The sequence below is a fragment of the Nonomuraea cavernae genome, assembly GCF_040655715.1.
Classification (GTDB): domain Bacteria; phylum Actinomycetota; class Actinomycetes; order Streptosporangiales; family Streptosporangiaceae; genus Nonomuraea; species Nonomuraea cavernae_A.
In genome coordinates, this window is record NZ_JBFAKL010000028.1 from 73,296 (window position 1) to 85,724 (window position 12,429).

The 12,429-nt window shown below is 72.1% G+C and carries 13 protein-coding genes; 4 read left to right on the top strand and 9 right to left on the bottom strand.

Annotated elements, in window-relative coordinates:
- Nucleotides 1-11 precede the first annotated feature (11 nt).
- On the bottom strand, nt 12-1,196 hold the full coding sequence (locus AB0I38_RS32295; RefSeq protein ID WP_358488517.1) for an RNA-guided endonuclease InsQ/TnpB family protein: 1,185 nt from the start codon (nt 1,194-1,196) through the stop codon (nt 12-14).
- Nucleotides 1,189-1,611 carry an IS200/IS605 family transposase gene (gene tnpA / locus AB0I38_RS32300; protein ID WP_358488521.1) on the bottom strand — a complete coding sequence of 141 codons (423 nt, stop codon included), beginning with the start codon at nt 1,609-1,611 and terminating at the stop codon, nt 1,189-1,191. Before tnpA ends, AB0I38_RS32295 begins: the two co-directional genes overlap by 8 nt.
- Before the next feature lie 65 nt (nt 1,612-1,676).
- Here tnpA and AB0I38_RS32305 point away from each other — a divergent pair, with 65 nt between their 5' ends.
- Nucleotides 1,677-2,207 carry a hypothetical protein gene (locus tag AB0I38_RS32305; RefSeq protein WP_358488523.1) on the top strand — a complete coding sequence of 177 codons (531 nt, stop codon included), beginning with the start codon at nt 1,677-1,679 and terminating at the stop codon, nt 2,205-2,207.
- A 62-nt stretch (nt 2,208-2,269) separates the two neighbouring features.
- Here the strand turns inward: AB0I38_RS32305 and AB0I38_RS32310 are convergent, their stop codons facing one another.
- From AB0I38_RS32310 to sucC, 7 genes are all read right to left on the bottom strand, one after another.
- A complete protein-coding gene (locus tag AB0I38_RS32310) occupies nt 2,270-2,806 on the bottom strand; it encodes a hypothetical protein (RefSeq protein ID WP_358488526.1) in 537 nt (178 codons plus the stop codon).
- Nucleotides 2,807-3,006: 200 nt separating this feature from the next.
- Entirely contained in the window at nt 3,007-4,536 is a 1,530-nt protein-coding gene (locus tag AB0I38_RS32315; RefSeq protein ID WP_358488530.1) for an aldehyde dehydrogenase family protein, read from the bottom strand.
- 10 nt (nt 4,537-4,546) lie between these two features.
- Nucleotides 4,547-6,250, bottom strand: coding sequence for a glyoxylate carboligase (gene gcl, locus AB0I38_RS32320; RefSeq protein WP_358488625.1), 1,704 nt, complete (start codon nt 6,248-6,250; stop codon nt 4,547-4,549).
- An 83-nt stretch (nt 6,251-6,333) separates the two neighbouring features.
- The gene (locus AB0I38_RS32325; RefSeq protein WP_358488535.1) at nt 6,334-7,194 is read right to left on the bottom strand and encodes a 2-hydroxy-3-oxopropionate reductase; all 861 of its coding nucleotides are present in this window, start codon (nt 7,192-7,194) and stop codon (nt 6,334-6,336) included.
- On the bottom strand, nt 7,191-7,958 hold the full coding sequence (locus AB0I38_RS32330) for a hydroxypyruvate isomerase family protein (RefSeq protein ID WP_358488537.1): 768 nt from the start codon (nt 7,956-7,958) through the stop codon (nt 7,191-7,193). The genes AB0I38_RS32325 and AB0I38_RS32330 overlap by 4 nt, the downstream gene beginning before the upstream one ends.
- Nucleotides 7,959-7,974: 16 nt before the next feature.
- Entirely contained in the window at nt 7,975-8,856 is an 882-nt protein-coding gene (sucD, locus tag AB0I38_RS32335) for a succinate--CoA ligase subunit alpha (protein ID WP_358488539.1), read from the bottom strand.
- The gene (gene sucC, locus AB0I38_RS32340; RefSeq protein ID WP_358488542.1) at nt 8,856-9,986 is read right to left on the bottom strand and encodes an ADP-forming succinate--CoA ligase subunit beta; all 1,131 of its coding nucleotides are present in this window, start codon (nt 9,984-9,986) and stop codon (nt 8,856-8,858) included. Before sucC ends, sucD begins: the two co-directional genes overlap by 1 nt.
- An 89-nt stretch (nt 9,987-10,075) precedes the next feature.
- Between sucC and AB0I38_RS32345 the strand changes: the two genes are divergently transcribed.
- The 3 genes from AB0I38_RS32345 to AB0I38_RS32355 all read left to right on the top strand — a co-directional run bounded on the left by AB0I38_RS32345 (nt 10,076) and on the right by AB0I38_RS32355 (nt 12,409).
- A complete protein-coding gene (locus AB0I38_RS32345; protein WP_358488545.1) occupies nt 10,076-11,335 on the top strand; it encodes an MFS transporter in 1,260 nt (419 codons plus the stop codon).
- Nucleotides 11,336-11,422: 87 nt separating this feature from the next.
- Nucleotides 11,423-12,154 carry a GntR family transcriptional regulator gene (locus AB0I38_RS32350; RefSeq protein ID WP_358488631.1) on the top strand — a complete coding sequence of 244 codons (732 nt, stop codon included), beginning with the start codon at nt 11,423-11,425 and terminating at the stop codon, nt 12,152-12,154.
- Nucleotides 12,155-12,232: 78 nt separating this feature from the next.
- Nucleotides 12,233-12,409 (top strand): hypothetical protein, encoded by a 177-nt coding sequence (locus AB0I38_RS32355; RefSeq protein WP_358488548.1) that lies wholly within the window; start codon nt 12,233-12,235, stop codon nt 12,407-12,409.
- Nucleotides 12,410-12,429 lie beyond the last annotated feature (20 nt).

A 12,429-nucleotide genomic window follows, 5' to 3' on the forward strand; every position in this document is an offset into this window, starting at 1 on the left:
GCGGCTTCTCGCTAAGCCGCTTCCGCAGCCTGGCGAAGGGCAAGCCCTGCCCCGAGGATGTTGATCGCCGCGTTGACGTCGGCGTGCGCGACATGCCCGCACGCCGTACAGACGAACTCGGCTTGAGTGATGCGGTTCTCCTTCGCCACATGCCCGCAACGCGAGCAGGTGCGGGAGGTGCCGGCGGGGTTCACCGCGATCAGCTCTCGACCGGCGCTTTCAGCCTTGTGTGTGAGGACCTGCAGGAACACCCCCCAACCCGCGTCCAGGATGCTTCGGTTCAGGCCCGACTTCTGTGCGACGTTCCGGCCGGGAGCCTCGATCGTGCCGGATGCCGACCGGGTCATGTTCGTGATCCGCAGGTCCTCGTGCACGATCACGTCGTAGGCGCCGACCAGGGCGAGCGCGGCCTTGTGCGCGCCGTCCAGGCGCTGACGGCGTACCTTCGCGTGCAGCACCGCCACTCGCGCGACCGCCTTGCGGCGGCGCTTGGACCCGCGCTCTTTGCGGGCGAGATCGCGCTGGGCGGCGGCGAGCCGCTCGGCGGACGCTTCCAGGTGGCGCGGGTTGGCCAGATGCTCGCCGTCGCTGGTCGTCGCCAGCCAGGCCACGCCCATGTCGATCCCGGCTACCGCGCCGGTCGCGGGCAAGGTCTCGGCGGGCACGTCTTCGCACGACAGGATCACATACCAGCGGGAGCCCTCTCGCTTGATGCTGATCGTCTTCACCCGGCCCCTGACCGGGCGATGCCGGTGGACGCGCACGTGCCCGATGCCTTGCAGGCGGACGAACGTCGCCGTCGGCTGTCCGGGTTGGCAATCCCATCGGCAGCCATCGCCGTCCTTGGGCCACTCGACGGTGTCGAACCAGCCGCGCCCCTTGAAACGGGGGAACCCTGGCGTGCGACCTTCGCGGACCCGCTTGAAGAACGCGGCGAACGCTTTGTCCAGGCGGCGCAGGGTGGCCTGCTGGGAGGAGAACGACCAGCGTGCCTGACCGTCGGGGTCGTCGGCGCGGATGTGTTTCAGTTCGCCGGACTGCTCGCCGTAACGGACGGTCACCCCGGCCTTGCGGTAGGCGGTGCGCCGGTGTTCCAACGCCGCGTTGTACAACTGGCGGTGGTCTTGCAGGCACGCCGCGAGCGCGATCTCCTGGTGACGGGTCGGGCGCAGCAGGAACTTGTACGACCTACGCACGGCCGCTCCCCTTGGGGGCGCGCTCGTACTGCGTCTCGATATAGCACCGCACCGTCTGCGCGGACACCGCGCCGACCGTGGCCACGAAGCAGGACCGCGACCACAGCGTGGGCAACTGGGAACGCAGGTGCGGAAACTCGGCGCGCAGGTGGTGGGATGTGAACCCTTTGAACTGGTTGGCCACATACGACGGCGAGCTCTTCGGATACGGCTTGACGAACAGATGCACGTGGTCGGGCACCACCTCAAGCGCCACGATCTCCCAGCCGTGTTCACCCGCCTTGGCGCGGATCAGCTCCTCCAGGCGGGTCTTCACTCTCCCGCCGAGGACCGGGCGGCGGTACTTCGGGCACCACACGACGTGGTACCCGAGGTCGTACGCCGCGCCGGGGGAGGTGCGCACCTGACGAGCCACCCGATCATTAAACGCCATCACCCATCTAACAACACAAGGAACAAGAATTATGGAGGCGAGAGCTGATGACCGCTGACCAGGACGCGACGGCGGGGCGCGGGAACGATGTCACCGACGGCCCCGAGAAGCGCGTCGTGAGCGAGGCCCTCAAGAGGCTGAACGAGGAGGACGAACGCCTTCTCCGGCTCTGGCAGGAGAGCGTCGTCCTGCAGGAACCGCGCCTCAACAGCAAGGGCGTGGCCGGTCTGGTGCGCATGGCGATGGTCGACGAACCGTTCCGGGCACGTCTCGTCAACGACACCGAGCGGCTGCTCGACGAGCTCGACCGGAAGGTACGCATCAGCGACCAGCTGCCGGACGGTGTGACGTTGCGCTTCCTCGAGAACACACCGGACACCCTCTACGTGGTCCTTCCGCCCCGTGCCAGGGAGATGAGCCGGCGTTCCCCCTCACTGCGCGAGCTGCTCAGCTCGCGCACCTCGGCGCTGGCGTGGTTCGAGGACAACGCCGACCTGGGCGATGCGGTGCTCGACAACGGCGACGGCCGTGACACGGGAGACCCCGCCGTCGACCCTCCCATCTTCGTCCTCCCCTGACAGACTCCCCTGGCAGACGGGAGGCGTCCACCGGCCCGATCACGCCGGGAGACGGCCTCCGGTCAGGTGCCGATGGGCGAGTACATCCAGGGGTCGCGCAGGTCGTAGTAGGTGGGCTCGCCCTCGAAGAGGGTGGTCAGCTCCGCGACCGCCTCCCGGAGCGGCGGCGGGAGCTCCACGCGCTCGCCCGCCCTGGCCTCTTCCTCGGAGGTGAAGTAGGCGGTCTCGGTGTAGAGGCCGCTCTCGTGCAGGGCCGTGGTGCCGCCGATGAGGTCGGGGCGGAAGGTGGCCAGCTCCGGCTCGCAGAGCCGGATGATCTCGTCCATCCGGTCCGGGTTCTTGAGGTGGCCCTGGATCACCTGCACGAATCCGGCCGAGTCGGACCCTCCCCCCAGGTACTGCCGTACCCGGGGGCAGTCGTGGAGGATCATTTGTCCCTCGAACAGCTTCGCGGTCGCGAACCACCACTTGCCCTGTACGGCCAGGTCGGCCGTGCGCCATGCCGACTCCTGCGTGTCGTAGCGCACCACGGCGATGTAGGCGCCGCTGTCGGTCACGCCTATGGTGCTGCCGAGCCAGCCGGGCGCTTCGTGGGACATCTCGCGATGCCACCAGTCGTGGGCCTCCCGAAGCTCACCAGTCGTGGTCACCTGACCCTGAATGACCTCGATGAACATCACGCCCCCGTGGTTTCGTCGCCGTTTCCCACGCTATGAGGCTGCACCGCGAATGCGAGACGACACGGTTCTCGTGCGGGCCAAGAGTTGGTGTCAGCCGTTGACCGCCCGGCACGGATGGGTCAGGGCAGCAGGGTGTAGTGCGGGAAGTTGCCCACCAGGCGTTCGCCCTCGGGCCCGGCGGTGACCGCCCGCACCAGGAGCTCGCCACCGACGAAGGCGCCGCGCCAGGAGGCGCCGAGCCCGCCGAAGAGCTCGTCTCGGTCGCCTCGGGAGCGGGGCCGGTTGTGGCCCACCTTGAACGCCCGGATCTCGGGGGCGAGCCGGCCGGCCGTCCCCTCGTCGTCGCAGGACAGGGTGGCGACCAGGGCCCCGTTGCTGGCGTTCATGGCGGCCAGCAGCTCGGCCTCGGTGTCGACCAGGACGATCGTGTCGACCGGGCCGAACGGTTCGGCGTGGAACAGCGGCGAGGAGCGGGGCGGGTCGAGCAGCGCCGTCGGAGCGAAGTACGCGGAAATATCCTGACCGGGCAGGAAATGTCCGGTGTCGAGGGCGGCCCGGTGGATCGGCACACCGCCCTTGTCCACGGCCTCGTCCACCTGGTCGGCCAGCTCCTTGGCCTTCGAGGCGCTGATCAGCGGCCCGAAGTCCAGCTCGGGCAGCGCATCGTCCGGATCGCGGACCGCCAGCGGATGACCGAAGCGCAGCGAGCCGATCGCCGCCAGGTAGGCGGCCAGGAACTCGTGGAACAGCTCCCGCTGCACCACGAACCTCGGGTAGGCGGTGCACCGCTGCTTGCCGTAGTCGAACGAGGCGCGGATCTGCCCGGTCAGCAGCTCCCAGTCCGAGTAGTCCCACACGCCCCAGCAGTTGAGCCCCTCCTGCTCCAGGACGTGCCGGCGGCCGAGGTCGGCCAGCGACGCGGCCACCTGCGCCCCCGCGTCCCTGCCGCCGACGAACGAGACGCAGCCCACCGACCGCCCCCGGACCAGCACCGGCGACAGCTCCGCCCCTCCCCCGCTGACCAGGGTGACCGGCAGGCCCTCCTTGACGGCGAGGGCCGTGGCCAGCGTGAGGCAGGACAGCCCGCCGCCCGTCGGGGTCTTGGCGATCACCGCGTTGCCGGCCAGCGCCTGGACCAGCACGGCGTGCATGAGCACGCTCATCGGATAGTTCCAGCTCGCGATGTTGCTGACCGGTCCGGGCAGCGGCGCGCGGCCCGCCACCATGCGGTCGATCTCGCCGAGATACCAGCGAACCCCGTCGAGGCAGCGGTCGACATCGGCACAGGCCGTCTTCCACGGCTTGCCGATCTCCCAGACCAGCAGCAGCGCCAGCAGGTCGCGGTGCGCGGCCATCGACTCGACGGCCGCCGACACCCTGGCCCGGCGCTCGGCGAGCGGCACGTGCCGCCACTGCCGGTGCTCGTCGACCGCGCCGGCCACGGCCCGCGCCGCCCCCGCCCGGTCCAGCCGCGGCGGGCCGGTGATCGCAGTGCCGTCGACCGGGGAGAAGACGGGGGCCGGGCGGCCGTCGCGCTGCCAGAACCCGCCCCAGTGGTTGAGCACCCGGTCGTCGTGGAACGCCTCCGGGGCGGCGGCACAGCATCTGTCGTAGGCGTCCGGGAAGGACGTCCCGGGTTTGAGCTGCATGAGGGCCTCCTCAGTCGGACCAGTCGACGGCGACGAGCTCGGGCAGCGGCTCGAACTCCCTGATCGCGTCCAGCGAGGAGCCCATCGCGGCGTTGGCCTCGCGTTCCACCATCACCTCCACGAGCACCGGCAAACGTTCCCGCTCCGACTCGGCGCTCGCCCAGGCCAGCGCGTCGCGGAGGTCGCCGGGCACCTCCACCCGGCGGGCCGGGCAGCCGAAGGCCTCCATCGCCTTGACATGGTCGATGCCGCCCTCTCCGTAGTGCAGGTCCACCGCGTAGTTCATCTCGTACGGCAGCTCGGCCTGCCTGATCAGGCCCAGGTACTCGTTGTTGACCATCACGATGACGAACGGGATCCGGTACTGGGCGGCGACCGCGACCTCCTCCATGAGGAACTGGAAGGAGTAGTCGCCGACCACCGCCACGACCTGGCGCTCCGGATGCGCGCACTTCACGCCCATGGCGGCGGGCACCTCCCAGCCGAGCGGCCCGGCCTGACCGCAGACCAGGTAGCGGCGCGGCAGGTAGGTGGTCTGGAACTGGCCCGACCAGATCTGGTAGAGCCCGATCGCGGTGACGAACGTGGTGTCGCGGCCGAAGAACGCGTTGATCTCCCTGAACACGCGTGGCGGTTTGATCGGCACGTCGTCGAAGTCGTCCCGGCGGGTCAGGGTGGCGCGCAGCTCGACGACCCGGCGCGCCCACCGCTCGCGGCCGCGCTCCGGGGGGCGGGCGCGGGCCTCGGCCAGCAGGCCGGACAGCACCGGCCGGGCGTGCCCGACGATCCCGAGGTCCGGCTCGAAGACCCGGCCGAGCTGCGTCGGCTCGATGTCGACGTGGATGAACCGCCTGCCGCCGCGGTAGACGTCGAGGTCGCCGGTGTGCCGGTCGCCGAAGCGCGCGCCCACGGCCAGCACCAGGTCGCTCTCCAGGAACGCGGCGTTGCCCCACCGGGTCTGCGTCTGGATGCCGGCCATCCCGGCGAACAGCGGGTGGTCCTCGGGGAAGGCGCCCTTGCCCATCAGCGTGACCTGCACCGGGATCCCCAGGTGCTCGGCCAGCTCGCGTAACTCCTCGCAGGCGTCGGCGGTGATCACGCCGCCGCCGGCCAGGATCAGCGGCCGTTCGGCGCTCTGGAGCAGGTCGACGGCCGCGCGCACCGCCCGGGGCAGCGGCCGGGGCATCTCGACGGCCAGCGGCGCGTCCAGCTCTCGGTCGTACAGGCAGGTGCCGCGCTGCACGTCGATCGGCAGGTCGATGAGCACCGGCCCGGGGCGGCCGGACCGGGCGATCCGGAACGCCTCGCGGAACACCCACGGCGCCTGGGCCGGCTCCTTGAGCTGCACCGCCCACTTGGTCACCGGCCGGGCGATCGCCACGATGTCGACCGCCTGGAACGCCTCCTGGTGCAGCTTGCTGGTCACGGCCTGGCCGGTGACGCAGATCAGCGGGATCGAGTCGGCCATCGCCGTGTAGAGACCCGTGATCATGTTGGTGCCGGCCGGGCCCGAGGTGCCGACGCAGACGCCGACGTTGCCGGTCACCCGGGCCCAGCCGTCGGCCGCGTGGGTGCCGCCCTCCTCGTGGCGGACCGTGATGTGCCGGACCGAGCTGGTCCGCAGGGCGGCGTACAGGGGGAGGATGGCGGCGCCGGGGATGCCGAAGACGGTGTCCACGCCCTCCGACTCCAGCACCGCGACCACCGCCTCCATGCACGGGATCCGCTGTGCGCGGGCTCCGCTGTCGCCCGCGTACAGCGAGGGTGCTGTGTTCCTGGCTCTCTCGCTGCGCTCGTTCACGTATTGAGCCTTTCGATCACCTTGAGGAGGGCGGAGTGGTCGAGCGAGCCGTGGCCCTGCGCCCTGGCCGCCGCCACGAGCTGGGCGACCTGGCCGGTGAGCGGGAGGGAGACGCCCGCCTCGCGGGCGGCGGCGACGGCGATGCCCATGTCCTTGTGGTGCAGGTCGACGCGGAAGCCGGGGGCGAACTCACGCCGGATCATGCTGTGCCGCTTGAGGTCGAGGATCCGCGACCCGGCCAGTCCGCCGGCCAGCACGTCCAGCCCGGCCCCCGGGTCCACGCCGGAGGCCTCCAGCAGGACGATGGCCTCGGCCACCAGCCCGTAGATCCCGCCGACGACGAGCTGGTTGGCCGCCTTCACGGTCTGGCCGGCGCCAGGCGGGCCCACGTGCACGACGGTGGTGCCGAGCGTGCCGAGGACGGGCCTGGCCGCCTCGAAGTCCTCGGCGGCGCCGCCGACCATGATCGACAGGGTGCCGTCGACCGCGCCGCGTTCGCCGCCGCTGACCGGGGCGTCGAGCGCCCGGACCCCCCGGGGCGCGGCCTGCTCGGCCACCCAGCGGGAGGTCTGCGGCCTGATCGTGCTCATGTCCAGGTAGAGCAGGCCGGGCCGGGCGTGCTCCAGGATCTCAGGGACGACCTCCCCCACCTGGGGCGAGTCGGGCAGCATGGTGATCACCAGGTCGGCGTCCGCGACGGCCTCCGCCACACTCCGCGCGCCCGTGCCGCCCCTGGCCAGCAGGTGCTCGATCCGCTCACCGCTGAGGTCGAAGCCGGTCACGGCGTGCCCGGCCTTGAGCAGGTTGGCGGCCATCGGGGTGCCCATGATCCCGAGGCCGACGAATCCGATGGTCACGGGCTCCTCCAAGCGAACGCGCCCGGCCCCTGGTGCCGGTACTCCAGGCCGACGTGGCCCTGGTAGCCGGCGGCTTCCAGGCGGGTGAGGATCTCGGGGTACGGCATGCTCCCACTGCCCGGCTGTCCCCTGCCGGGGTCGTCGGCGATCTGGACGTGGCCGAACCTGGGGGTGGCGGTGTCGATGAGGGCCAGCACGTCCTCGCCCATCCGGTGCAGGTGGTAGAGGTCGGCGAGCAGGGCCACGTTGTCGCGGCCGACGGCGTCGATCACCGCGAAGGCAGCCTGCGACGAGGTGATCGGGTAGTGGGGGCACTCGTAGGAGTTGAGCGGCTCCACCACGACGACGGCGCCGCCGCGCGCGGCCGCGTCGGCGGCCAGGGCGAGGTTCTCGGCGGCGAGGTCGGGGTCGGTGCCGGGCTCGTTGCCGTAGAGGGCGTTGAGCACCGTGCAGCCCAGCTCGGCGGCCAGCCCGGTGGCGACGTCGACGTTGGCGCGGAACCGCGCCGCCCCGTCGGGGCGGGCCACCAGGCCGCGGTCACCGGCGAGCAGGTCGCCCGCGTCGAAGTTCAGCGCGACCAGGCGCACGCCGGCGTCCTCGATGGCCCGCTTCAGGGCGTCGAGCTCCTTGCCGGGCGGCTCGGGGCCGTCGAACGGCCACCACAGCTCGACGGCGTCGAACCCGGCCTTGGCCGCCGCCTCCGGACGCTCCAGCAGGGGCAGGTCGGTGAACAGGAGGGAGAGGTTGACGTCGAACTTCAGCACGGGTCCTCCAAGCGCTTCATGGTGTCTTCCCGAGCACCGTACGCAGCAGCGCGGCCGTCTCCGAGGGGGTGCGGCCGACCCGGACGCCGACCGCTTCGAGGGCGTCCTTCTTGGCCTGGGCGGTGCCGGACGAGCCCGACACGATGGCGCCGGCGTGGCCCATCGTCCTGCCCTCGGGCGCGGTGAAGCCCGCGACGTAGGCCACGACGGGCTTGGCGACGTGCGCGGCGATGTAGGCGGCGGCCCGTTCCTCGGCGTCGCCGCCGATCTCGCCGATCATGACGATCGCGTCGGTCGCCGGGTCGTCCTGGAACGCCTGGAGGCAGTCGATGTGGGTGGTGCCGATGACCGGGTCGCCGCCGATGCCGACGGCGGTGGAGAAGCCGAGGTCGCGCAGCTCGTACATGAGCTGGTAGGTGAGCGTGCCGGACTTGGAGACCAGCCCGATCCGCCCGGAGGAGGTGATGTCGGCGGGGATGATCCCGGCGGAGGACTGGCCTGGGCTGATCAGGCCGGGGCAGTTGGGCCCGATGATCCTGGTCCGGCCGGCGGCCAGGGCGCGCAGGCGGACGGCGTCGTGCACCGGGACGCCCTCGGTGATGACGACGCAGAGCGGGATCGGCGCCGCGACGGCCTCCTCGACGGCGGCCAGGGTGAAGCGGGGAGGGACGAAGACCACGCTGACGTCGGCCCCGGTGGCGGCGACGGCGTCCGCGACCGAGCCGAAGACGGGCACCGCGCGCTCGCCGAAGTCGGCCGTGTGCCCGCCCTTGCCTGGGGTGACCCCGGCGACGACGTCGGTGCCGGCGGCGAGCATCCGGGCGGTGTGCCTGGTGCCCTCCGCGCCGGTCATGCCCTGGACGAGCACCCGGCTGTCCTTGGTCAGGAAAATCGCCATCACGCACCTGCCGCGAGTCCGGCCGCCAGCTCGGCGGCGCCGTCCATGGTGGGGACCTGGCGGACCGCCGGGTGCGCGGCCTCGCCGAGGACGCGCCGCCCCGCCTCGGCGTTGTTGCCGTCCAGGCGTACGACGATGGGCCGGGCCAGGCCGCGTTCGCCGAGTTGGTCGAGCGCGCTGACGATGCCGGTGGCGACGGCGTCGCAGGAGGTGATGCCGCCGAAGACGTTGACCAGCACGGAGCGCACGTCGGGGTCGGACAGGATGATCTCCAGCCCGTCGGCCATGACCTGGGCGGAGGCGCCGCCGCCGATGTCGAGGAAGTTGGCGGGGGCGGCTCCGGCGCCGGCGACCACGTCGAGCGTGCTCATGACCAGGCCCGCGCCGTTGCCGACGACGCCGACCCGGCCGTCCAGCTTGACGTAGTTGAGGCCCTTGGCCCGCGCGCGGTCCTCCAGCCCGGCGGACAGAGCCTGCTCCGGGCGCTCGTGCCGGAAGGCGGCGTTGTCGTCGAGGGTGACCTTGCCGTCGAGGGCCACGATCCGCCCCTCGGCCGTGCGGATCAGCGGGTTGACCTCGACCAGCAGGGCGTCCTCCTCGACCATGACGCGCCACAGCCGTTCGAGCGTCCCGGCCGCCTCGTCCGGCAGACCGGCCCGCTCGGCCAGCAGCCGGGCGGTGGCGGCGTCCACGCCGGTGAGCGGAGCGACCGGCACCCGCGCCACGGCGTCGGGGCTGGTCGCGGCCACCTCCTCGATGTCCATTCCGCCGTGCCGGGAGACGATGGCCAGGAAGGCGCCCTCGGCCCTGTCGACCAGGTAGGCCGCGTAGAACTCCGCGTCGGGGACGGTGGCGGCCTCGACGAGGACGGCGTGCGCGCGGTGCCCCTTGATGTCCATCCCGAGGACGTGGCCGGCCTCCTCCTCGGCGGCGGCGGGGCCGGGCGCGGCCCTGATCCCGCCCGCCTTGCCCCGGCCGCCGATCCGCACCTGCGCTTTGACCACGACGGGGGTGCCCAGGCCGGCGGCGATCTCGCGCGCCTCGGCCGGTGTGGTGGCGACTCCGCCGGCCGGCACCTCGATGCCGTGACGCTGGAAGAGCTCCTTCGCCTGGTGTTCGTACAGGTCCATTCGAGCCTCCTTTGTAGACGGTATACCGTATGGAATATCCCTCGTCCAGACCTCGACAGGAGTCCGCAGCCCGGGATATTCCATACAGTATGGAAAACACTGCAGCGGTCAGGGACTGGCGCGGGCGCTCCTACCTCGTCGGACCGGTTCCCTCCGACCGGCCCCTGATGTTCTGGCTCGCCTGGGCCGCCATGGTGGCGATCGGCCCCCTCCAGTACGGCTACGCGGCCCTGCTCACCCGCGACGGCGCCGCCCTGGTCCCCCTCGCGGTGTGGATCGTCTGCCAGGCCGCGGGCGCGCTCCCGGCCCTGCACCTGGTCCGGCTTCGGCGGCTCGGTGTGCGGGCCGCCCTCGGCGCGGGCGCCGTGCTGAGCGGGCTCGGCCTGCTCACGCTCGCCCTCACGGCGGGCTCCGGCCCGCTCCCGGCCGTCCTGCTCGGCTACGCCGTGCTCGGCGGGCTGGGCGCCGGACTCGTCTACGGCGTGTGCGGCGAGGTCGTCTCCTCCTGGCATCCCGAACGGCCGGCGACCCGGGTCGGCCTGCTGACCGGGGCCTTCGGCTACGGCGCGCTGCCCCTGATCGTGTGGGTGGGCCTGGTCCCGGACGCCCTGCCGGCGGCCTTCCTCGTCGCCGCGGTCCTGGCGTGGACGGCCATCGCCGCCGCGGCCCGGTTCCTGCGCCTGGCGCCGGAGCGCTGGTGGCCGGACACCGTCGACCCGAGGTCGCACGCGCTGGACGCGGCGATCCTGCGCCGGACCCCGGGACCGCTACGGGAGTTCTCGCTGCCCCAGGCGCTCCGGACGGGCGCGCTGCCCATCCTGGCCCTGGTCCTCGTCTGCGCGGGGGCGGTGTCGATCTTCGATGTGATCGTCGTGGCGGGCATGGGTGCCTGGGGCCCGCTCGCCGTCCTCGTGGCGCTGAACGGCGCCGGCCGGGCGCTGGCCATGCGCTGCTCGGAGGCGTTCGGGCGCAGGCGGGTGCTCGCCGGCGTCCTCACCCTGCTGGCGGCCGGCCAGGTCCTGCTCGCCGCCGCGTGGTCCGCCTCGCCGGGCGTCGTCACCGCGCCCCTGTGGCTGGGGGCCGTCATGGCGGGCGCGGCGGGCGGCGCCTTCTACCCGCTGGTGGCCAGCCTGGTCCGCGACTACTTCGGCGCGGGGCGTACGGGGCAGATCCACGCGGTCGTCTACAGCGCGAAGGCCGTGGCGGGGATCGGCGGCGTCGGTCTGGCCGTGATCTCCCTCACCATGCCGGGCGGGGCGCTGCTGGCGGCGGCGGCCGTCGCCGGGCTCACCGCGCTGGCCGGCCTGCGGCTCCGCGCGCCGGGGCTGCCCGCGACGATCCCCGTGTGACCAGGCTCACCAGCGAGATCACCAGGGCGCACAGTATGCTGTAGGCAGTCGACGAAAAACGGAAGAAAATTCTGGGAGCTTGAGATGATGCTGCTGTCGGACCAGGCGGGCGCCAAGATTCCCCGCCCCGCCACGCTCCGGGAGAGCGTGATCGAGGCCATCCAGGAGCTCATCGTCTCCAGCCAGCTCAAGCCCGGCCAGCACCTGGTCGAGAGCGAGCTGGCCCAGTTGCTCGGGGTGTCCCGCCAGCCGGTCCGCGAGGCGTTGCAGCAGCTCAGCGGCGAGGGCTGGGTCGATCTGCATCCCGGTCAGGGCGCGTTCGTGCACGTCCCGACCGTGGAGGAGGCCGACCAGCTGCTCGCCGTCCGCGCGCTGCTGGAGACCGAGTCCGCCCGGCTCGCCGCGCACCACGCGGACGAGGAAGGCATCCAGCGGCTGCGCGAGCTGTGCTCGCGCGGCATCCAGGCGGTCGAGTCGGACGACACCGACGCCGCCGTGGCGATCAACTCCGAGCTGCACGCGCTGGTCACCGCGCTGTCCGGCAACAAGGTGCTGGCCGAGCTGGCCGCCCAGGTGGCCCGCCGGGTGCGCTGGTATCACACGCCCGTGGCGCGCCAGCGTGGCATGACGTCCTGGCGCGAGCACGCGGCCCTGATCGACGCCATCGAGGCGGGCGACGAGCAGCGGGCCGCCGAGATCATGCGCGAGCACACCGAGAGCACCCGCGCCTCCTACCGCGAGCAGCGGGCCGGCGAGCCGATCGAGCCGGCCCCCAAGCGTGTACGCCGCCGTCGTACGCGCACGTCGTCGGCGAATTGACGAGACGTTCACAAGCGGTCGCTTGCCCGGTAACACCCCGGGTAGAGGATGAGCTCCACGTTGGGAGGTGATTGTTCAATGAAGGCGTTCGTCCGCTTTCTTCTTGGTGATCCGCTGGGCCAACCGGCCGACGGCCGGGCGATCGGCCTGGGCCTGAGCGTCGCGCTGCGCAAGCACTACTCCGCAGACGACGCGGAGAGCCATCTGCGCCGATGGGCCGTGGATCAGGAGGTCCGCAAGACGCCGCGGAGCTGAGCCGTGGGCAGGAGCCGGCG

What these genes read in the sequence shown, in the direction of transcription:
- AB0I38_RS32305 (WP_358488523.1), top strand. Translation starts at nt 1,677, where the DNA reads ATGACCGCTGACCAGGACGCGACGGCGGGGCGCGGGAACGATGTCACC.
- AB0I38_RS32310 (WP_358488526.1), bottom strand. Translation starts at nt 2,806, where the DNA reads ATGTCCCACGAAGCGCCCGGCTGGCTCGGCAGCACCATAGGCGTGACC.
- AB0I38_RS32315 (WP_358488530.1), bottom strand. Translation starts at nt 4,536, where the DNA reads ATGCAGCTCAAACCCGGGACGTCCTTCCCGGACGCCTACGACAGATGC.
- gcl (WP_358488625.1), bottom strand. Translation starts at nt 6,250, where the DNA reads ATGGAGGCGGTGGTCGCGGTGCTGGAGTCGGAGGGCGTGGACACCGTC.
- sucD (WP_358488539.1), bottom strand. Translation starts at nt 8,856, where the DNA reads ATGGCGATTTTCCTGACCAAGGACAGCCGGGTGCTCGTCCAGGGCATG.
- sucC (WP_358488542.1), bottom strand. Translation starts at nt 9,986, where the DNA reads ATGGACCTGTACGAACACCAGGCGAAGGAGCTCTTCCAGCGTCACGGC.
- AB0I38_RS32345 (WP_358488545.1), top strand. Translation starts at nt 10,076, where the DNA reads ATGGAAAACACTGCAGCGGTCAGGGACTGGCGCGGGCGCTCCTACCTC.
- AB0I38_RS32350 (WP_358488631.1), top strand. Translation starts at nt 11,423, where the DNA reads ATGCTGCTGTCGGACCAGGCGGGCGCCAAGATTCCCCGCCCCGCCACG.
- AB0I38_RS32355 (WP_358488548.1), top strand. Translation starts at nt 12,233, where the DNA reads ATGAAGGCGTTCGTCCGCTTTCTTCTTGGTGATCCGCTGGGCCAACCG.